This is a genomic window from Oleiagrimonas soli (assembly GCF_000761445.1).
Taxonomy (GTDB): Bacteria; Pseudomonadota; Gammaproteobacteria; order Xanthomonadales; family Rhodanobacteraceae; genus Oleiagrimonas; species Oleiagrimonas soli.
Genome location: NZ_KN196470.1, coordinates 2,048,219 through 2,068,938 on the forward strand (window position 1 = coordinate 2,048,219; position 20,720 = coordinate 2,068,938).

Genomic DNA, 20,720 nt, shown 5'->3' on the forward strand with positions numbered 1-20,720 from the left:
CGCCCATACTCGGGCGACGCCGGCCGGCGTCGCCTTTGCGCGACTACCAGACCAGATCGTCCGGCACGCCGTCGTCGCCCTCGGCCGGCGCGGCATCGGGATCGACCTGCAGCGCGATGTGCTCCGGCGCGAAGGCGAGTATCTTTTCGGCCACTTCCAGCGTCACCAGCAGATAGCGCCCGCCCTGCTGCACCACGACCAGCTCGCCGGCATTGATTCGTGCCAACTGATCGGCGTCGACGTGCACGCGACGAATCTTGCCGCCGTACTCGAAATGCCGCATCAACTCGGCATCGGGCTTGTTCAGCACAGCGCCCTGCAACGCGTCCTGCAGCTTGCGCTTGCGCTCCTTGCGCTCGCGCGCCTGGCGCTCGGCTTCTTCCTTCTCGCGGCGACGCTCGCTCGCCTCGGCCTTGGCGCGCATCGCGTAGGCGCGGGCCAGATCGACCTCGCCCGACGCCGGCGCGGCCGAGCCGCCGGACGCAGCCTGCGGCGGACGACGCTTGCCGCCTCGCTTCTTGTTACCGGATTCGCGGCGCTCCGACGCCGGTTTCGCCTTGCTGACGAAGCCGGCCTTGAGCAATTGGTCTCGCAACGAGTCGGCCATGACGTGGCACCCTTTCGATCATGACGGCGATCTGCATCCCAGCAGATCGGGATTTCAGTAATGTGGCGGCGGCGGTTCGTCGTGTGCGTCGTGACCGACCGCGGCGCGCAGCGAGGTGATCTCGCTGCGCAGCGCCCGCAGCGCCTGCTCGACAGCCAACAGACGCTGACTGATGTCGGCGTCCGCTTGCGACAAGCCGCCAACCGCATCGTCGAGGAAGGTCAGACGGACCTCGATGTCCTGCAGACGTTCGGATTCCTGCGACATGACGGCGCTCAACCGCGACCGATCTGCGTGGAGCGTCCGCGGCCGATGCCGTAGTACGCCAGCCCGGCCGCCTCGACCTGCTCCGGATCGTAGAGATTGCGGCCGTCGAACAGCACGCGCTCGCGCAGGGTCTTGGCCAGCAGCTCGAAATCCGGGCTGCGGAACGCCTTCCATTCGGTGACCACGGCCACGGCGTCGGCGTTCTCCAGAGTCGCCTGCAACGAATCGCAGAGCACCAGGTCGTCCCGCTCGCCGTAGATGCGCCGCGTCTCCTCGCGCGCTTCGGGGTCGAACGCCCGCACCTTCGCACCGGCCTCCCACAGCGCTTCCATCAGGTAGCGGCTGGGGGCTTCGCGCATGTCGTCGGTGTTGGGCTTGAAGGCCAGCCCCCACACGGCGATGGTACGCCCCTGCAGCGCACCGTCGAAATGCCGCTGGATCAGGTCGAACAGCTTGTGCTTCTGTCTGGCATTCACGGCCTCGACCGCGCCCAGCAGCGTCGCCGTGTAGTCATGCGCACGCGCGGTGCGCTCCAGCGCCTGCACGTCCTTGGGGAAACACGAACCGCCGTAGCCGGCGCCGGGATAGATGAAGTGGAAGCCGATGCGCGGGTCCGAACCGATGCCCAGACGCACCTGTTCCACGTCCGCGCCGACGCGCTCGGCGATGTTGGCGATCTCGTTCATGAAGCTGATCTTGGTCGCCAGCATCGCGTTGGCCGCGTACTTGGTCAGTTCGGCCGAGCGCTCGTCCATCACCACCAGACGCTCATGATTGCGGTTGAACGGCGCGTACAACTTGCGCAGCAGCGCGACCGCCTTCTCGCTGGAACTGCCGATGACGATGCGGTCCGGGCGCATGCAATCGTTGACCGCATCGCCTTCCTTCAGAAACTCGGGATTGGAGACCACGTCGAACGCCACCTTGGCGCCGCGCGCTTCCAGCGCCGCGCCCAGCGTCGCGCGCACGCGGTCCGCGGTGCCGACCGGCACCGTCGACTTGTCCACCACCACGGCGTAGTGATCGAGGTGCTTGCCAATGGTCGTCGCCACTTCCAGCACGTAGCGCAGATCGGCGCTGCCATCCTCGTCCGGCGGCGTGCCCACGGCGATGAAGATGGTTTCGCCATGCTCGATCCCCGCGACCGGATCGGTGGTGAACCGAAGGCGTCCCCCTGCGTGGTTGCGCTTGACCATCGGTTCCAGGCCGGGTTCGTAGATCGGAATCTGACCGCGCTCCAGGCCGGCGATCTTGTCCGCATCGACATCCACGCAGACCACGTGATTGCCCATTTCGGCCAGACAGGTACCCGTGACCAGACCGACATACCCCGTACCGAAAATCGTCACCTTCATGATGGTCGTTCATCCACTGGCAAAGTCAGACTGCACATTGTAGGCAGCCCGCGCGACCGCGACCAGCGCGCAGATCGTCGCGGGCCGGAAAAAGCACGGGGCGCAGATCGCTCCGCGCCCCGTACGAACCACATGAACGACGGCGATCAGTTGCCGCTGTCGTCGCTGCCGCCACTGCTGGGCGACGGCGGCGTGGTCTTCACCAGCGTCACGTCGAAGATGATCGTGGCGTTCGGCGGGAAGCCGTTCTGCGGCTGTTCGCCGTAGGCCAGGTCGGACGGAATGAACAGCTTGTAGTGACCGCCCACCTGCATAAGCTCCAGACCCTCGCGGAAACCCGGAATGACGTTGGACAGCGGAATCGGGGTCGGACCGCCGCCCTTGTGGTCGGCCGAGGCATCGAACTTCTTGCCGTCGATGAAGGTGCCCACGTAATTGATGTCGGCGGTGTCCTTCGGACCCGGGTGCGGACCCGTGCCCTGCTTGATGACCTGGTACTGCAGACCCGAAGCGGTCGTCTTCACGCCCGGCTTCTTCTTGTTCGCGGCCAGGAACGCGGCGCCTTCGCGCTTGTTCTTGGCGGCCAGCTGTTCGTATTCGGCCTTGGCCTTGCTGCGCAGCTCGGTCACGAACGCCTCGCGCACCTGCTTGGCCTTGGCTTCGTCGATCTGCGGCTTCTTGCCGGACAGCGCGTCCTGCAGCGCCTTGGCGACGATGGACGGATTGATCTCGTCACGCACGATCGGCGGCAACTGGCTCGCCAGATCCCAGCCCACCACGTAGCTGGCCTCGTTCTTGTTGACCTTCGGCGGAGCCGCCTTGGACTTGGCGCCCGTCTGCGCGAACGCGCCTGCGGACAGAGCCAGCGCGGCGACGGCGGCGACCGTCATCGCGTAACGCGGAAAATGCTTCATTCGATACTCCCTCGTGTGTGTTTTGTTGCCGGCGCCATCGGAATCGACCTCCCCAGACGCGGACAGGCCGATCATTGTGCCGGTCTTTTCGCCGGCTTGGCAACGGCGAACCATGGGACCGGAAGGCCCCGTAAAGGTTCCGTTCCGTGTACGGGCGCGCGGCATTTCGGGCGCGCGTTCACGCCACACCGCATATTCCGCATCAGCTTGTTCCGGCACGCTCCTGTTTTGCGTCGGCTTTTGCCGGCAGCGCCTTGGCCGGTCCGTCGGCACTGAGCGTGTCCTTCAACGCTGCCTGCAGGCGCGCATGCAGACGCACCAGACCGCGCCACAGGACCAGCGCCGCCAGCACGCCGGCCACCATCAGCATCAAGGCCACGCCGCGCGGCGGCAGAATCGCCGAACTCAGCGCCACCACCAGCAACGCCAGCGCCACCAGCGTCAACAGCGGAATGATGCGCGCCAGCACGTTGCGGATCGCGAAGGTGTATTGCCCGGCAAAACGCTCGCGGATACCCAGCTCGGCCAGCAGCATGCCCAGCGCACCGGACTTGCGGTACACCGCGATCAGCATCGGCAACGACAGGAACAGCGCACAGGCCCAGATCACCGAATGCCGCGTGTCGCGGTCGATGCCCAATTGCGAGAACAGCCGCCAGTTGTGCGCGTTGACGTAAGCGCCGATCACGAACAACGTCACCACCAGCGCGATGTTCACGCCGATGTGCCACAGGAAGCGGCGGAACATCGCCGCGATCACCGCGTTCTCGTCCACCGGGCGCAGGTTTTCCAGCCACTCGCTGTAGCTGCGCGCCAGGCTGCGCACCGGACGCGGCACCACTTTCGTCATGCCATCCACGATGCGGTCGGCCGAACGCACCAGGTACGGCGACATCGCCATGCACAGCACCGACACCGCCACGGCCACCGGATAAATGAAGTCGCTGACCACGCCCAACGACACGCCCAGCGTCGCCATCACGAACGAGAACTCGCCGATCTGCGCCATGCTCAGCCCGGTGCGCATCGAGGTGCGCGCATCGTGCCCGGTCAGGAACACGCCGAGGCTGACCGCGAACGTCTTGCCCACCAGCACCACCGCGGCAATGATCAGCGCCGGACCGAGGTACTGATACAGCATCGCCGGATCGATCTTCAGGCCGATGGCGACGAAGAACAGCGCCGCGAACATGTCGCGCAGCGGCTCGACCAGATGCGTCACGCGACCGGAACTGCGCGACTCGGCCACCACCGCACCGGCCAGGAATGCACCCAGCGCCACGCTGAAGCCCAGGCTCGCCGCCAGCAGGCAGGCGCCGAAGCAGATGCCCAGCACGCAGATCAGCAGCACCTCGTCGCGACCGTATCCGGCGACGTGATCGACCAGTCTCGGCAGCAGCAGCAGGCCCAGGATCAGGCCCACCACCACAAACAACCCCAGATGCCACACCACGCTGATCGCGTCGGCCGTCACCGTGCCGCCCAGCGCCACGGCCGTGAGCACCGTCAGCAGCACCACCGCCATCACGTCTTCGGCCACCAGCACGCCGACCACCAGACGTGCGAACGGCTGATGCCTGCGCTTGCCCTCGGCCAGCATGCGCGAAGCCACCATGGTCGAGGACAGCGCCACCATCGCCGCCAGGAACAAGGCGTCGATGCGCGACCAGCCCAGCCACTCGCCCAGGCTGTAGCCGAACCACAGCATCAGTCCGACCTCGGCCACCGCCGCCACCAGCACGCCCGCGCCGACACTGCGCAGCTTGCGCACGCTGAACTCGAGACCGAGCGTGAACATCAGCAGCACGACACCGAGATTGGAAATGTCGTTGATGGTGCGCGGGTCGTTCACCAGCGGCCCCGGCGTATGCGGACCGATCAGCACGCCGACCAGGATGTAACCCAGCAACGCCGGTTGCCGCAGTCGGTGGAAGATGAGCGTCGCCGCACCGGCCACCAACATGACGATGGCAAGGTCGCGGATGAACCCGATGTCGTGCATAGATGCTCCCCGAGGTGTCCACTGCAGTATGCCGGACGCTTGCCGAACCTTGTTGCAATCGCCTTCGCACCGCGGTTTTCGATGGCGCTGGAAAAAAAGTTGAAATTGTCTGCACGAAAACGCTTGACGAAGACAGGTCACATCTCTATTCTTTCGCGCTTCCAGCGGCGGGGCCATAGCTCAGCTGGGAGAGCGCTACAATGGCATTGTAGAGGTCGCCGGTTCGATCCCGGCTGGCTCCACCACTAAACCCTGTCCCCATCGTCTAGAGGCCTAGGACACCACCCTTTCACGGTGGCGACCGGGGTTCGAATCCCCGTGGGGACGCCAAGTTAGGCAACAGGGTCAACGCTGGAAACAAAACGCGGAGCGGTAGTTCAGTTGGTTAGAATGCTGGCCTGTCACGCCGGAGGTCGCGGGTTCGAGTCCCGTCCGCTCCGCCACTATTCGAGAAAAAAGCCCGCCTTGCGCGGGCTTTTTTCTTTTCCGGCAACATGGATCTTTTCCGGCAACATGGATCTTTTCCGGCAACATGGATCTTTTCCGGCAACATGGATCTTTTCCGGCAACATGGATCTTTTCCGGCAAGCATGGATCTTTTCCGGCAAGCATGGACTGGCCGTGCCGCGCCGAAGAAGCGCATGACACACATGCGCGCCTCCGCCCCATCTATCCAAAAGATTGCGCAAGTCCGCGATACGGCCTTCGATGTGTCGCTTCATGCCATCACGATCTTGCACGGAAAGCAGCCGCTCGCCAGGCTCCCGCCCGTCCATCCGAATCGATGCCTTGAGCGTCTCGACTCGGGCCGAAGTCTGGCTGTCCATCCGTCCAACCCGCACTTCGTCCGCGCGGTACGGTCTCGCCTTCAGGCGTAGCGCACCTTCGGCGGTTCGTCGATGCGCTGCAGGGTGCCGATGGAATGCCCCTGCTCGGCCAGGTATTCCAGCCAGCGATTGAGAAAGCTGTTCATGCGCAGGCGATGCTGCATCACCGTGCGCGCTTCGGGGAACGGGCCCAGCACCTGCCACAGATGCCGGCCCGGCTCGCAGTGCCACGCCTCGGCCTGTTTGGCGTCGGTGTACATGCGCAGCTGCGCCGACGGCGTCGGCAGGCCGGTGCGCTCGTCGACGAAGCCGTAGCTGAGGTCCAGCTCCAGCGTGTAGCGATGGCGCTCCAGTACGTGCATGTGTACCTGGATGCCGTCGCCGGGGTCGGATACGTAATGCCCGGCCTCCAGCCGATGCGGCGCGAACAGGCGCGCCAGGCGCGCGTAGTTCTCCGCATACAGCCCCATCAGATAACCGAAGCGGCTGGGCAGGACACTGGTCGGGCGGTCAAGAATTTCGCTCATGGCCCGATGCTAGCATCGCCGCGACCGCAGCCGCGATAGGCCGGACTTCCCTGTCGGCGCAGGTTCAAAACATGTCCCGTTCCAACCCCAGATGGCTGAGAATGCGCGAAGCGATCTCCTCGATCGACAGATGGGTCGTGTTGATCTGCGGAATGTGGTGCGCGAGGAACATGTGCTGCGCGCGGCCCAGCTCCCAGCGCGCCTGCTCCAGACTGGCATAGCGGCTGTTCGGCCGGCGCTCGGAACGGATCTGCGCCAGGCGCTCCGCGTCGATGTTCAACGCGAACAGGCGCGAACGCTGCTCGCGCAGAAACGACGGCAGTTGCTCGGCTTCCAGATCGTCGTCGGTCAGCGGGTAGTTGGCCGCCTTCACCCCGTACTGCAGCGCCATGTACAGACAGGTCGGCGTCTTGCCCGAGCGCGACACGCCGACCAGGATCACGTCGGCGTCGTCGAACTTCGTACTCATGCCGTCGTCGTGCGTCAGGGCATAGTTGGTGGCATCGATGCGGCGGTCGTAGCGGCTGGTATCGATCAGACCGTGCGAACGGTTCACCGCGCCCGAACGCTTGGTGCCCAACTCCTGCTCCAGCTGTCCCATGAACGGCGCAAACAGATCGATCATCAGCGCACCGCTGCTGGCGACCACGTTGCACAGCGCCTGATCGGCCATGGTGTTGACCACGATCGGCTTCTCGCCGCTTTTCGCGTACGCCGTCTTGATGCGCAGCGCCGCCGCGGCCGCCTTCTCCGGGTCGTCCACGAACGGCAGACGATGCGCATCGAAATCGATGCCGTCGAACTGGGCCAGAATCGAATGACCGATGGTTTCGGCGGTGACGCCGGTCGAATCGGAAATGAAAAACACCGTGCGGCGCATGCGCAAGAACTCCCTGAAAGCGTTTTCGCAGTCTACCCGAGCGACCCGCAACCGGCTCCGGCCTGAATCCGCGCCCGCGCAAACCTTGTTGCGGACGGTCCGGCAGGCGACAATACCGATTCTTTTCATGGCGTTTCACCCGTTTTCACGCGTGCACGCCCGTCCATCCCAAGGGAGTTCCCGTTTTGAGTGACCTGGTGCTTTGGCTCGACAGCCTGCGCATGACCGACCTTGCCAAGGTCGGCGGCAAGAACGCCTCGCTCGGCGAGATGATCGGCAACCTGGCCCAGCTCGGCGTGTCCGTGCCCGGCGGCTTCGCCACCACGGCCGACGCCTACCAGACCTACCTCGAAAAGAGCGGTCTGGCCGAGCGCATCCGCAAGCGGCTGGAAACCCTGGACGTGGACAACGTCGATGAACTGGTCGCGGGCGGCAAGGAGATCCGCGGCTGGATCACCGACACCGCCCTGCCCGCCGATCTGGAGCAGGCCATCCGCGACGCCTATATCAAGCTGTGCAAGGACGCCGGCGCCGACGACATCGCCGTCGCCGTGCGCTCCTCGGCCACCGCCGAGGACCTGCCGGACGCCAGCTTCGCCGGCCAGCAGGAAACCTTCCTCAACGTGGTCGGCATCGACGACGTGCTGCACAAGGTGAAGGAAGTCTTCGCCTCGCTGTACAACGACCGCGCCATCGCCTACCGCGTGCACCACGGCTTCAAGCACGAGGACGTGTTCCTGTCCGCCGGCGTGCAGCTGATGGTGCGCTCGGACATCGGCGCGTCGGGCGTGCTGTTCACGCTGGACACCGAGTCCGGCTTCCGCGACGTGGTCTTCGTCACCGGCAGCTACGGCCTCGGCGAAATGGTCGTCCAGGGCGCGGTGAACCCGGACGAGTTCTACGTCTTCAAGCCCACCCTGCGCGACGGCAAGCCCGCCGTGCTGCGTCGCCAGCTCGGCGCCAAGCAGCAGCGCATGGTCTATTCGGACGCCCCCGGTGAACGCGTGAAGATCGAGGCGACGCCGGACGCGCTGCGGCAGAAATTCTGCATCACCGACGCCGACGTCGAGGAACTGTCGCGCCAGGCCCTGACCATCGAGAAGCACTACCAGCGCCCGATGGACATCGAATGGGCCAAGGACGGCAACACCGGCAAGCTGTACATCGTGCAGGCGCGCCCGGAAACCGTGAAATCCCGCGCCAGCGCCACCCAACGCGAGCGCTTCGAGCTGAAGCAGAAAGGCCCCGTGCTGGTCGAGGGCCGCTCCATCGGCCAGAAAATCGGTTCCGGCAAGGCCCGCGTCATCAAGTCGCTGGAGCAGATGAACCAGTTCCAGGCCGGCGACGTGCTGGTCGCCGACATGACCGATCCCGACTGGGAGCCGATCATGAAGCGCGCCTCGGCCATCGTCACCAACCGCGGCGGCCGCACCTGTCACGCCGCCATCATCGCCCGCGAACTGGGCGTGCCCGCAGTGGTCGGCACCGGTAACGCGCTGCAAAGCATCGCCGACGGCACGGAAGTCACCGTGTCCTGCGCCGAGGGCGACACCGGCTACATCTACGAAGGCCTGCTCGACTTCGAGCGCATCACCACGGACCTGGGCGACATGCCCGAAGCCCCGCTGAAGATCATGATGAACGTCGCCAACCCCGAGCGCGCGTTCGACTTCGGCATGCTGCCCAACGCCGGCATCGGCCTGGCGCGCCTGGAGATGATCATCGCCAGCCACATCGGTGTGCACCCCAAGGCCTTGCTGGAATACGACCGCCAGAGCGCCGAGGTGAAGGCCAAGATCGACGAGCGCATCGCCGGCTACGACGGCCCGGTGCCCTTCTACGTCGACCGTCTGGCCGAAGGCATCGCCACCATCGCCGCCTCGGTGTACCCCAAGCCGGTGATCGTGCGCCTGTCCGACTTCAAGTCCAACGAATACGCCAACCTCATCGGCGGCGACAAGTACGAACCGCACGAAGAAAACCCGATGATCGGCTTCCGCGGCGCCAGCCGCTACGTCGACCCCAGCTTCAGCGAAGCCTTCGGCCTGGAATGCAAGGCCGTGAAGAAGGTCCGCGAAGTCATGGGCCTGGACAACGTCTGGGTGATGATCCCGTTCGTGCGTACGCTGGACGAAGGCCGCAAGGTCGTCGAGGTGCTGGAAAAGAACGGCCTCAAGCAGGGCGCGCACAGCGGCGACGAAAAGCCGCTGAAGATCATCATGATGTGCGAAGTGCCTTCCAACGCCCTGCTGGCCGAGGAATTCCTGGACATCTTCGACGGCTTCTCCATCGGCTCCAACGACCTCACCCAGCTCACCCTGGGACTGGATCGCGATTCAAGTCTCGTCGCCAGCCTGTTCGACGAACGCGACCCGGCGGTGAAGAAACTGCTGGCGATGGCCATCTCCACCGCCCGCGCCAAGGGCAAGTATGTCGGCATCTGTGGCCAGGGGCCGTCCGATCATGCCGACCTTGCCGAGTGGTTGATGGATCAAGGGATTGAGTCGGTTTCGTTGAATCCCGACACCGTGGTCGATACTTGGCTGCGGTTGGCGAAGCACAAGAAAGCCTGAAGTTTTGGCTGCAAGTGATTGAAAAAGCGGGCTTCGGCCCGCTTTTTTTGGCGTGTGCGCCAAGCAGCATGTGCACCGGCAAGAACTGGCCAATTGCTAGACGCACCCATTACAGAGATACTCAAACTTGGATGGCAAAACTGGGAAACGACAAGCGAAGCCCTGCGTGCGCGACGCACAAAGGCAATCAAGAAGTAGCGCATATAGCCGCCAAACCAATTAATCACAACGATCATGTGTACGGTTTTACGAACCGCACAGCTTGAGCAAGAAAACCAAGGGGGCATACCATGCAGGTTATGATTGAAGTTGAAAAGAAAAAAACCTCAAGAAAGAAAGTTACAATAAACGAAAGAAGTTTAGTTCGGGCATCGCACAACGATTATCTTCGGACTTCGAAATTTCATAAAAAACCCTTCGAGACCAACCGAATTCACATGGTCATGACCGATACCGAAGTTCTTAAGAAAGCCATCCTTGTCATAACCTTGAGCGTACTTGGGTGCGGCTATACGGGAACCAGCAGAGCTGCTGCGGATGGAACATTCATTACAGCCGGCAATCGAACCGACATGGTTTACGATGATACTCGTGGATTAATCTATATTGCCGACGGTGATCGCGTGTTGCGATATGACATGGCCACTGATTCATTTCTACAAGACATAACCACTGGAGGAAACCTTCTGGGCATGGATATATCGCCCGATGAGAACACGCTAGCGGTAACTGACTCCAACCCATATACTGGAAATAATTCATACGTTCACGAGATCAACCTCGATACACTTGAAGATACACCCACACCCGTCAAATCATACAGTTCCACTTTAGGACTATATTCCGCAACCTACTTAAAAGACGGAACCCTTGCAACGACAGATTATAATTCCGAAGCTGAATTATCTCCAATATACCCAGGAGTCACACTGACCAATGTGAACTTACACTCCACAGGCATGCTCTCCGTGAGCGGCAACGGCCAATATCTAGGAATAGCCAACCTCGGCGTTTCGGAATGGGTCGCAGTCAATGAATTAACCTATGGCCAATCATATTATCCATCAGGCAACCAATCGTTTGAAAGTGGTTTTGAAACCATTGGCATTGGAGCCAATGAAGACGGCACACAATTCGCTATCGTAACCCCTAGCGGGACCATGATTAGAGACATAAGAAACCAACACTTGGCGAGCCTGGGTAATTCATTGGACGGCATGCCAGTAGCAGTCGCATATTCTCCCGGCGCACCGATAGCCTATTTCCCATGGTCTGGAACCACGATGGTTCAGGCATATGACATGAGTACGTTTAAACAGATCGCCAGCTATGACACTGGCGACACATTTTCCTTGCCTGCGAACAGCACAACTTATTCACAAGGGCGCATTCGTTTATCGCGAGACGGCTCACTGTTAATGGTTTCTGTTACCGGGGGCATACGGTACATACATCTCTATGCGCCACTCGGAGCCGACAACATCAGCACCAACACTTACGGAAGCCGTATTTCTATTCCTTTGAAAGGGCATATCGGAAACAACGGTGAATTAACCTACAGCATAAAATCACCCCCATCTCACGGGCATGCATTCATTAACGATGGCAAGGCGACTTATGTCCCCGATCCTGAATTTACAGGAACCGATAGCTTCACTTACACAGCTCATTATGGAATGGCGGCAGCTAGTGCAACTGTCGACGTAAGTGTCGCCGCTGACACGGGAAGCTATGACCCACTCGTCTCATTCAATACACTCCCCGCACTCCAGCCAAACACCCCCACCCCCGGCAGCACACACGTACCAAATGATTTCAATGGTGACGGCAGCTCAGACTTACTCTGGTTCAATCCCGGCACAAGCCAAGTCGGATACTGGACCATGAACGTCGACTCGACTGGTCAAAAAATCGAAAGAACCGGTACTCGCACTTACAGTGTCACCGCTGGCTATTTCGTCGGAGCAAGCGGTGATTTGAACGGCGACGGTTATACCGATTTAGTCTACACAAGCCCCGCCCACGATCTGTGGCTCTGGACCAATATCAAAGGTACAGGCTTCAAATCCACAAAAATCGGCGACTACCCTGCTAGCTGGCAGCTTGTAGGTGCTGGCGATGTCAATGGCGACGGCATGGACGACCTGCTTTGGATGGATCCTTCCGGGTGTCAATTTGCCTACTGGCTAATGAACGGAAGTCATCGCATCGGTTGGCGTGTATTCAATGTAACTTGTGGATATTACCCCTTGAGCATTGGCTATTACACACCCACAAAACGACTCAGCATTCTCTGGACGAGTGGCGCTGGCGATCTTTACATGTGGGACAGTCAGTCCAATGGAGGTTTCAGGAGTTACGATTTGACGACTACACTACAACTGAATTCGACGACTTTGAACTTGAGTGGGACCTGGGCATTGGGTGGAGGCTCGTCAGGACAGGGCATGGGATTAGAGTGGAAAGGTTCCGACGGTTACTCAAGCGCCGGTTATACCATCACTCGCACTTTCGACTCTGATGCACGGCAAATTGATGTGCAAATTACTCCCATTTGGAGCAACGGTGGGGTCTGGGTCGACAACCCCTCCTCTGCCTCCTACTTCATCCACAATCAATCCAGCAACTTGTATGCAACGGACCCCGCCCATCACGTGATTTCAACTGGAGTCCTCCAGGGAGACCATATTCCTCTGGAAATATCCGGAAATGCGCCTTACCGGACATTAACTCAATGGAGCTATCCAGAAGGCTGGTATGTGATTGGGGCTAAAGGAAACGGTGCGACACCACCCCCGTGGCGCTGAAGGCGATATACGTAACAAAAACGAGCACCACTTTGCTGCCCCATCTGCAGGTGCACACGCGGCCGATCTCCCAATAGTCAGGGAGATCGGATTCATGTAGTGCGATATGCATAAATTGTCCTGCTGGCTGAGGCCTTGATGGTGCCTTGTGGACCTGCTGTGGCTCAACCGGACAATGAAACGGCAAAGGAGTCGACGGCCGCCCCACGGCCATCGTGATTCAGAAACCCTGATGGTGAGACAGCCATCGCGGCCGAAAAACATATGACTTATCCAGCACTATTCCCGCTTAAGAAAAGTGTGCCGGACGCTACTGGACCCAACATGGCGGCTTGTAAGACGCCGTCGACATCGTCACGACTACTCTTGAATCGACATAAAGGCGTATATGTTCGTCAGACCTCGGCGTCTATGCTCAAGCGAACATCGACCCTTTGCTGGATGCAAACATACGCATCCAGTACTACGGACATGACTGCTGTTCCCGGGAGACCTCATGTTCATCACAGCACCTCCGGATTCCGCCGAAAACGCCCAGGTGTATGTGTCCAGCGCATCGTCGTTCGGATTCGTCATGAACATGGCCAAGGCCTGGGCCTGGCGTCCGGACTTCTTCGAGGGATTTGTTGCGCTGCGAAGCGGGCTGACGCAGGGCTCGGCCCTGAGCAAGCGGGATGTTGCCGTGCTCGTCTGCGCGACGGCTTCCGCGCTGCGCGATTCCTATTGCTCGCTCGCCTGGGGTGATGTGCTGTCCGAACTGGCGGACGCGGAGGTTGCGGCCGCCCTGCTCACCGCGCGGCATGCGGAAGGCATCACCGCGCGCGATGCGGCGCTGGCGGACTGGGCAAGAAAGGTGGTCGTCGATCCCAATGGCACCACGCAGGCCGACGTCGATGCCCTGCGATCGGTCGCCGCGAGGTGTTCGAGGCCACCGCCATCGTCACCCTTCGCATCGCTTTTTCGAGTCTCAACGATGCGCTCGGCATCCAGCCGGATGCGGCGCTGGCCGAACGGGTGCCGGAAGCCGTGCGTTCGGCTGTCGACTATGGGCGCCCTGCCGCGGACGCCTGACCTAGCCGATAGGCCACGTCATGGCGGAATGGCCTATGTATGCCATGCGCTCCAGGCACGTAGGATACCCGCACCATGCATCCCGAACTGGAGCGACCGCGATGGCGACGAACAGTGGGAATGACATCATCATCGAAGCGTGGAACACCGTCCTGTACGAGAAGTTCGTGCGCTTCAAGCATCTGCTGGTCGACGGTCTTTCGCAGCACAGCGACGCGGCCCTGCAAGGTCATCCTTTCCCGAGCGGCGCCCATGTGCTCGACGTCGGCTGCGGGTTCGGTGACAGCACCGTGCGGATTGCCGAACAGGTCGGACCGGAGGGCGACGCCATCGGCGTCGATTGCGCGGAAAATTTCATCGAGGCGGCCCGGCAGGACGCCAGCGCAAGCCATGCCGGGAATGCGCGGTTCGAGGTCCGTGACGTGGAATGGGACGATCTTGGCGGCCCCTACGACCATGCATTTTCGCGCTTCGGCACGATGTTTTTCGCCATGCCCGGCGCGGCCATGCGGAATGTACGCAAGTCGCTCCAGCCCGGCGGCACGTTCACGCAGGTCGTATGGCGCAAGCGCGAGGACAACCCCTGGCTTCACGAAGCCGAACTGCGCGTGAAGTCGATGGTACCGGTCGTGTCGCACGAGGACACCGACGCCGTGCATTGCGGCCCCGGACCTTTCTCGATGGCGGGCGCGGACATGGTCAGCGATCTGCTGACCGGCTCAGGGTTCTCGCGCATCACCTTCGAGCGGCACGATTGCGATATCTGCATCGGCCGCGACATCGACGATGCCGTGGCCTTTGCCAAGGCGCTGGGCCCGGCCGGCGAAATCATACGTCTGGCAGGAGACCTCGCCGAAGCCTGCATGGATGAAGTGGACGTGGCGCTGCGTGAAACCTTCGCACCCTATCTTGGCGAGCATGGCGTGTGGGCGCCTTCGAGCACCTGGATCATCCGCGCGCAGGCGTGAGCTTGCGAACAACGGCCAGGGTCACCTTCCCGGCACGCAACACATGCGCCGTACTCAAGGCTTCGCCAGCTGCGTACGCTGGGCATAGTCCGCGCGAAGTTCACGCTGATACTGATCGTAGGACAACCACGTCTGTGCCAGACACTGATCGCGCTGGACACTGTCGATCAACTTGAAGCACTCGTTGCGCTGCCAGGACTGACCGCTCGCATACAACTGCTGGGCCGTACAGCCGGTCAGCCCAGCCAGCAGGCAGGCGCCCGCCAGCAAGCCTAACGGTTTCATCGCGTGTCTCCGCTCCCCTCACACGCACGCAGACTTGCATGACCCCGACCTGGAAAAAGTGGCCAACGTCATGATTTCCCGAGCGGAACCATGGCGGACGAAGCAAATTGAGAACGGGTCATCACGATAGCGCCGACATCCTGGCTTGTCCGCTACACGGAGCGCGGGGATCGCTCGTCGATATCGACCGAGCAACCCGACCACGGCAAAAAGCGTACGCAGCCGTGTCCGATGATGCCCTGATTCCATCCGCAGAGCCGGAGCGCTGGTCGAAGCGCGCCTCGCGCGGCCCCCCTATTCGGCGGTGATGCGTCGCTTGGGATGTCACGCATAAAAAAAGCCCGGCGCATGGCCGGGCTTTTTCGTTACATGGCGGACTGGATCAGAGCACCTGAACCTGATCGGCCTGCATGCCCTTCTGACCCTGGGTGACCACGAAGGAAACCTTCTGGCCTTCCTGCAGGCTCTTGAAGCCCGAGCCCTGGATCGAACGGAAATGCACGAACAGGTCCTCACCGCCGTTTTCACGGCTGATGAAGCCAAAGCCCTTGGCGTCGTTGAACCACTTGACGGTACCGGTTTCGGTCTGAGACATCGTATTACTCCTTGGAACGGATGAAAGCCGCTGGGCGGCAGGGAGCTGGTCGCAAGGAGGAAAAGGGTTCAACGATGTAGTGCTACTTCGATCTACAGCATCAGGCCACGATTCACTGTGACCCTTGAAACTCAGCGGCGCTAGATTACGCGCTATTGGGCAGGGTAGCAATAAGAAAAAGTCGCGGCAGCAAGATTCGCGACCGCATCGTGCCGAAATGGCGCATCGGCTCAGTAGTCGCAGACGTCGAGCACGACGACTCTGTGTGCCCGATAGGCGCGCGCTTTGGTCGGCCAATGGCACGCTGCCAGCGCCTGTGTCCCGGCGGACCACGGCGCGTTGTCGAGCAACACTTCGCTGCGCGACAAGGCCACGTCGTCGCAGGCATGGAACAGGCGCAACACATGCAGGCCGGGCGACAGCGACTCGCACTGCATGGCGGTCTCGATGGCGGAAGCGACGTCCGCGGGTACATCGGCCGGTGCCAGCTCGCCGCGCAGCATCCAGCGCCCAAGGAAGACGTCCCAGCCGCGCACACCCAACTCCCAACGAGCGAGATCGAGCGTGCGGTCGTCGGTGACGTACCAGCACGCGGCCAACAGCACCGGCAGCAGGCCGGACTCGAAGCGCGACAGCGCATCGCGCACGCCGGCCTCGCCTTCGCCCTCCCCGGCGAGGCTTTCCTCGATGCGACGATCCTCGTCCAGCGCCACGTCGATATCCAGCCGCCCCGGCTCCGCGCCCTGCGCTTCGTGCCAGGTGGCGCGAATGGCGGGCCAGCCGTCCTCGCTGAGCAGCCAGCCCTCTTCGTCCGGCTCCAGTTCGACCTCGCGCTCGGCAAACAGGTCGAGCAGACGGCGCTGCAGCAGGTCATCAAACATGGCAATCACGGTGCGTGGGAGATAAGGCGGTCAGTCTGCCTCAAAGCAGACGCGCCAGATAGCCGGCGGTTTTGCCCGCGGCAGAGGCGGCCACCTGCCCAGGCGTGCCCTGCGTCACCACGCGACCGCCCTCGTCGCCCGCACCCGGCCCCATGTCGATGACCCAGTCGCAGTCGGCGATCACGCGCAGATCGTGCTCCACCAGCAGCACGCTGTGTCCGGCCTCGACCAGTCCCTGCAGCTGCCGCATCAGACGGTCGACATCGGCCGGATGCAGGCCTGTGGTCGGCTCGTCGAGCACGTACAGCGTATGGCCGCGCGCCTGACGTTGCAGCTCGGTCGCCAGCTTGATGCGCTGGGCCTCGCCGCCGGAGAGCTCCGTCGCCGGCTGGCCGAGGCGCAGGTAACCCAGACCCACCTGCCGCAACGTGGCCAGGGCGCGCGCCAGGGCCGGCACCTCGTCGCCGAAGAAAGCGGCCGCGGCATCGACGGTCAGATCGAGCACCTCGGCGATGTTCTTGCCGTTCCAGCGCACGGCGAGAGTGTCCTCGTTGTAGCGCGCGCCGTGGCAGGTCGGACACGGCGCGAACACCGAGGGCAGGAACAGCAATCCGACCGACACGAAGCCTTCGCCCTCGCACGTCGGGCAGCGCCCCTTGGCGACGTTGAAAGAGAAGCGGCCGACGCTGTACTTGCGCCGACGCGCTTCGGGCGTGGCGGCGAACAACTTGCGCACATGGTCGAACAGGCCGGTGTAGGTGGCCAGATTGGAGCGCGGCGTACGGCCGATGGGCCGTTGGTCGACCACGACCTGACGCGTGATGCGTTCCGCGCCCGCGGCCAGACGACCTCCCGCAGGCAGCGGCGTGTCGCCAGCGGCCCATTCGTCCCCCTCGTCCGGCGCTTCCGCCTGCACGCCGAGATGCGTACCGATCAGTTCCACCAGCGCCTGACTGACCAGGCTGGACTTGCCGGCGCCGGACACGCCGGTGACGGCCGTCATCACGCCCAGCGGCACGTCCACGTCGAGTCCCTGCACGTTGTTGCGCGTGATGCCCTCCAGCCGCAGCCATGCCTGCGCTTCGCGCGGCGTGCGGCGCGGCCCGGCATCGGCCGCGAACAGATAGTCCCGCGTGTGCGAGGCGGTGCAGTCGCGCAGCCTGTCGGGCGGCCCGCTGTAGAGCACTTCGCCACCCTGCTCGCCCGCGTCCGGCCCGATGTCGACCAGCCAGTCGGCCGCGCGGATCACGTCCAGCTCGTGCTCGACCACGAACACCGAATTGCCGCCGCTGCGCAAGCGCGCCAGCGCCCGCAGCAACGCTTCGGTGTCGGCCGGATGCAGGCCCGCCGACGGTTCGTCCAGCACGTAGACCACACCGAACAGCTTGGCCCGCAGCTGCGTCGCCAGACGCAGGCGCTGCAGTTCGCCCGGCGACAAGGTCGGCGTGCTGCGGTCCAGCGACAGATAGCCCAGGCCGAGATCGTCCAGCGTGGCGATGCGCTCGCACAGATCCTGCACGATGCGTTCGGCCACCAGGCGCGTTTGCGGATGCGCGCGGGCCTCGTCGGCTGCCGGCCCGGCATCGCGCAGACGCTCGGCAAGCTGACGCATCGGCAACTGCGAAGCAGTGGCGATGTCCATGCCGGCGAACGTCACCGCCAGCGCTTCGCGGCGCAGGCGTCCGCCGCCGCAGGTCGGACACGGGCTGGACACCAGATAGCGCGATACGCGCTTCTTGATGTTCTCGCTGGTCGCATTGGCGAACGTGTGCATCACGTATTCGCGGGCGCTGACGTAGGTGCCCTTGTAGTTGCCGGCCTCGCCGCGCGCATAGGCGGCGCGCGCCTCGGCCGGCGGCGTGTCGCGGAACACCGGCACCACCGGCTGTTCCTTGGTGAACAGGATCCAGTCGCGGTCGGACTGCGGCAGGTCGCGCCACGGCACGTCCACGTCGTATCCCAGCGTGACCAGGATGTCGCGATAGTTCTTGCCCTGCCAGGCCGGCGGCCAGGCCGCGATGGCGCGCTCGCGGATGGTCAGCGAAGGATCGGGCACCATCGATGCCTCGGTCGCATCGAACACCTTGCCGATGCCGTGGCAGGCCGGGCACGCGCCGGCTGGTGTGTTGGGCGAGAACGCGTCCGATTCCAGCATCGCCTGGCCGGCGGGATAGTCGCCGGCGCGCGAATACAACATGCGCAGTGCGTTGGAGAGTGTGGTCAGACTGCCCACGGACGAACGCGCGCTGCTGCCGCCACGGCGCTGCTGCAGCGCCACCGCGGGTGGCAATCCGTCGACCGCATCGACATCCGGTACGCCGGCCTGCTCGATCAAGCGTCGCGCATACGGCGCCACCGACTCGAAGTAGCGCCGCTGCGCCTCTGCATACACGGTGCCGAATGCCAGCGACGACTTGCCCGAACCGGACACGCCCGTGAACACCACCAGCGCGTCGCGCGGCACATCCACATTCACTTGCTTGAGATTGTGCTCGCGAGCGCCGCGCACCCGCACGCAGCCGTTGTCTTCCAGCGAAGGCGCGGAGGGTGTCGATGACGTGCCGGACATGCTGTTTCCTAGTGAAAACCGAAGGGAACGGTAACAGGCTCCGTCCGCAGACATTCGCCTGCGGATGTTGCCAAATGGCGAACCAGGGTGTTTCCTGAACGTGAGAATGCCATCCCGGACGAACGAGGCAACGCCATGAACGAACATGCACCGAAGACGCCCACGGAAGACGCGGCCCACACAGGACGCTGGATCGGGCTGAGCCTGGCCATCGGCGCAGGTCTGGGCGTGGCGTTCGGCGCCATGATAGGCGCGTTGACCGGTCACCTGGCTCTCGCCGTGGGTCTGGGAACGAGCTTCGGCTCCGGCATCGGCGTAATGCTGGGTGTCGTGCTCGCGGTCGCACGGTCGCGGCACAGAAATCCATAGACGACTCCATGCACGGCTCCGGTTCATGCCGTGCCGACGATGCGCACGACAGCGGTTGAAAGGCAGACGCAAGCTTACCGGGCTAGCCTCGAACGGCCCCGTACCGCCGCCCATGCCCCATGCACGATTCGTGGAATCTCTGGCATTTCGCCGTTCATGCACTGGCCGTGCATGGGATCGCGCCGCTGCTTGTCTGGCTGCATGTGCAAGGCATGACGGATTCGCCGACCGACATCGCCACCGCGTTGATGATCAGCGCCGCCGAAGTCGCCTGCATCGTGCTGCTGTTCCGACCGCTGGAGTCGCTGATTCCGGCCGAACACTGGCCCGACCGGCGCTTCGCGCGCATCGACCGTTTCTACACGCTGCTGAAATATTTCGGCGTGCTGCCGATCTTCGTCTATCTGCTGTTCCAGCCGGCCGTGTTCGAGATCGGGCGACTGTTCGGCGACAGCGGCAGTGGCGCGGACGGGCCGTCTTCGCTGATCTCGCTGCAGGAACTGCTTCCCTGGCTGCGCGGCCACGACGTGGTGCAGTTCGTGATCTACTTCGCCCTCTTCGACCTGGTCTACTACCTGATTCACCGCCTGCAGCATGCGGTGCCGTGGTGGTGGGCGCTGCACAGCCTGCATCACAGTCAGCGCCAGCTGAACTGCTGGTCCAACGACCGCGACCACTACCTGGACGACCTGTTCGAGCTGCTCATCATCACCGGCGTGTCCTACGTCATCGGCGTGCAGCCGGTCGATTACGCCCTGCTGATCGTGCTCGGCGATCTGGTGCAGATCTTCTCGCACGCCAACGTGCGCGTGCGCTTCGGCAAGGTGCTGGACAAGATCCTGGTTGACCCGGTGTATCACCGTCATCACCACATGGTGATCGATCCCGAACGACCGCATCTTCACGACTGCAATTTCGCGCTGGTGTTTCCGCTGTGGGACATCCTGTTCGGCACGGCGCTGTACGGTGAGAAGAGGCATCCCTGCGGCGTCGACGATCCGGCCATCGACGCCGACAACGAGAAGAGCTTCCTGGGTCAGCAATGGGCCGGATTGCAGCGATTCTGGAACGCGCTGCGCGGACGACAAACCGCCGCGGATCAGCCAGAACGCCTGGCATAAGCTCCAGATTCGCGTCATCGGCCTGCAGAGGCATGCGCGCAAGCGACGATCGACGCCATGCCCCGGTGTCGATGAGGTCATCTTCGGCGAAAGCGCCCTGTC

Annotated in this window: 18 protein-coding genes and 3 tRNA genes; 9 read left to right on the forward strand and 12 right to left on the reverse strand. The window is 62.8% G+C overall.

The window, feature by feature from the left end; all coding sequences use genetic code 11:
* Positions 1-43: 43 nt before the first annotated feature.
* From LF63_RS08950 to LF63_RS08970, 5 genes are all read right to left on the reverse strand, one after another.
* On the reverse strand, positions 44-607 hold the full coding sequence (locus LF63_RS08950; protein ID WP_043101121.1) for a DUF2058 domain-containing protein: 564 nt from the start codon (positions 605-607) through the stop codon (positions 44-46).
* 54 nt (positions 608-661) lie between these two features.
* Entirely contained in the window at positions 662-874 is a 213-nt protein-coding gene (locus LF63_RS08955; protein WP_043101123.1) for a SlyX family protein, read from the reverse strand.
* Positions 875-882: 8 nt separating this feature from the next.
* Positions 883-2,229, reverse strand: a complete 1,347-nt coding sequence (locus tag LF63_RS08960; protein WP_043101125.1) for a UDP-glucose dehydrogenase family protein — start codon at positions 2,227-2,229, stop codon at positions 883-885.
* A gap of 146 nt (positions 2,230-2,375) precedes the next feature.
* On the reverse strand, positions 2,376-3,143 hold the full coding sequence (locus LF63_RS08965) for an FKBP-type peptidyl-prolyl cis-trans isomerase N-terminal domain-containing protein (protein ID WP_043101128.1): 768 nt from the start codon (positions 3,141-3,143) through the stop codon (positions 2,376-2,378).
* 202 nt (positions 3,144-3,345) lie between these two features.
* Positions 3,346-5,145 carry a cation:proton antiporter gene (locus tag LF63_RS08970; RefSeq protein ID WP_052394881.1) on the reverse strand — a complete coding sequence of 600 codons (1,800 nt, stop codon included), beginning with the start codon at positions 5,143-5,145 and terminating at the stop codon, positions 3,346-3,348.
* 169 nt (positions 5,146-5,314) lie between these two features.
* On the opposite strand from LF63_RS08970, the gene LF63_RS08975 reads away from it, so the two are divergent.
* From LF63_RS08975 to LF63_RS08985, 3 genes are all read left to right on the forward strand, one after another.
* Positions 5,315-5,390: transfer RNA gene (locus LF63_RS08975), tRNA-Ala, on the forward strand.
* A 9-nt stretch (positions 5,391-5,399) separates the two neighbouring features.
* Positions 5,400-5,475 (forward strand) — tRNA-Glu (locus LF63_RS08980).
* A 36-nt stretch (positions 5,476-5,511) separates the two neighbouring features.
* A tRNA-Asp gene (locus LF63_RS08985) sits at positions 5,512-5,588 on the forward strand.
* Here the strand turns inward: LF63_RS08985 and LF63_RS15875 are convergent.
* The 3 genes from LF63_RS15875 to ppsR form a co-directional block, all read right to left on the reverse strand.
* Positions 5,589-5,972, reverse strand: coding sequence for a hypothetical protein (locus tag LF63_RS15875; protein WP_152569302.1), 384 nt, complete (start codon positions 5,970-5,972; stop codon positions 5,589-5,591).
* A 41-nt stretch (positions 5,973-6,013) separates the two neighbouring features.
* Complete coding sequence (locus tag LF63_RS08990) at positions 6,014-6,499, reverse strand: DUF1249 domain-containing protein (protein ID WP_043101130.1); 486 nt, start codon at positions 6,497-6,499, stop codon at positions 6,014-6,016.
* Positions 6,500-6,563: 64 nt separating this feature from the next.
* Positions 6,564-7,379: a posphoenolpyruvate synthetase regulatory kinase/phosphorylase PpsR gene (gene ppsR, locus LF63_RS08995; RefSeq protein WP_043101133.1), complete on the reverse strand. Its 816-nt coding sequence runs from the start codon at positions 7,377-7,379 to the stop codon at positions 6,564-6,566.
* 185 nt (positions 7,380-7,564) lie between these two features.
* On the opposite strand from ppsR, the gene ppsA reads away from it, so the two are divergent.
* The 4 genes from ppsA to LF63_RS09010 all read left to right on the forward strand — a co-directional run bounded on the left by ppsA (position 7,565) and on the right by LF63_RS09010 (position 14,798).
* Positions 7,565-9,952 carry a phosphoenolpyruvate synthase gene (ppsA, locus tag LF63_RS09000; RefSeq protein WP_043101137.1) on the forward strand — a complete coding sequence of 796 codons (2,388 nt, stop codon included), beginning with the start codon at positions 7,565-7,567 and terminating at the stop codon, positions 9,950-9,952.
* A gap of 290 nt (positions 9,953-10,242) precedes the next feature.
* Positions 10,243-12,759 (forward strand): FG-GAP-like repeat-containing protein, encoded by a 2,517-nt coding sequence (locus LF63_RS15550; RefSeq protein ID WP_081945161.1) that lies wholly within the window; start codon positions 10,243-10,245, stop codon positions 12,757-12,759.
* Positions 12,760-13,255: 496 nt separating this feature from the next.
* Positions 13,256-13,954 (forward strand): carboxymuconolactone decarboxylase family protein, encoded by a 699-nt coding sequence (locus LF63_RS15880; protein WP_152569303.1) that lies wholly within the window; start codon positions 13,256-13,258, stop codon positions 13,952-13,954.
* 43 nt (positions 13,955-13,997) lie between these two features.
* A complete protein-coding gene (locus tag LF63_RS09010) occupies positions 13,998-14,798 on the forward strand; it encodes a class I SAM-dependent methyltransferase (protein WP_200877543.1) in 801 nt (266 codons plus the stop codon).
* A 54-nt stretch (positions 14,799-14,852) separates the two neighbouring features.
* Here the strand turns inward: LF63_RS09010 and LF63_RS09015 are convergent, their stop codons facing one another.
* From LF63_RS09015 to LF63_RS09030, 4 genes are all read right to left on the reverse strand, one after another.
* Positions 14,853-15,083 carry a hypothetical protein gene (locus tag LF63_RS09015; protein WP_052394882.1) on the reverse strand — a complete coding sequence of 77 codons (231 nt, stop codon included), beginning with the start codon at positions 15,081-15,083 and terminating at the stop codon, positions 14,853-14,855.
* A gap of 382 nt (positions 15,084-15,465) precedes the next feature.
* Positions 15,466-15,678 (reverse strand): cold-shock protein, encoded by a 213-nt coding sequence (locus LF63_RS09020; RefSeq protein WP_043101141.1) that lies wholly within the window; start codon positions 15,676-15,678, stop codon positions 15,466-15,468.
* 230 nt (positions 15,679-15,908) lie between these two features.
* A complete protein-coding gene (locus LF63_RS09025; RefSeq protein ID WP_043101144.1) occupies positions 15,909-16,559 on the reverse strand; it encodes a DUF6348 family protein in 651 nt (216 codons plus the stop codon).
* A 40-nt stretch (positions 16,560-16,599) separates the two neighbouring features.
* The gene (locus LF63_RS09030; protein WP_043101147.1) at positions 16,600-19,128 is read right to left on the reverse strand and encodes an excinuclease ABC subunit UvrA; all 2,529 of its coding nucleotides are present in this window, start codon (positions 19,126-19,128) and stop codon (positions 16,600-16,602) included.
* A gap of 135 nt (positions 19,129-19,263) precedes the next feature.
* Here LF63_RS09030 and LF63_RS09035 point away from each other — a divergent pair, with 135 nt between their 5' ends.
* Positions 19,264-19,497 carry a hypothetical protein gene (locus LF63_RS09035; RefSeq protein ID WP_043101150.1) on the forward strand — a complete coding sequence of 78 codons (234 nt, stop codon included), beginning with the start codon at positions 19,264-19,266 and terminating at the stop codon, positions 19,495-19,497.
* Positions 19,498-19,709: 212 nt separating this feature from the next.
* Complete coding sequence (locus LF63_RS09040; protein ID WP_161782338.1) at positions 19,710-20,618, forward strand: sterol desaturase family protein; 909 nt, start codon at positions 19,710-19,712, stop codon at positions 20,616-20,618.
* Positions 20,619-20,720: the final 102 nt, after the last annotated feature.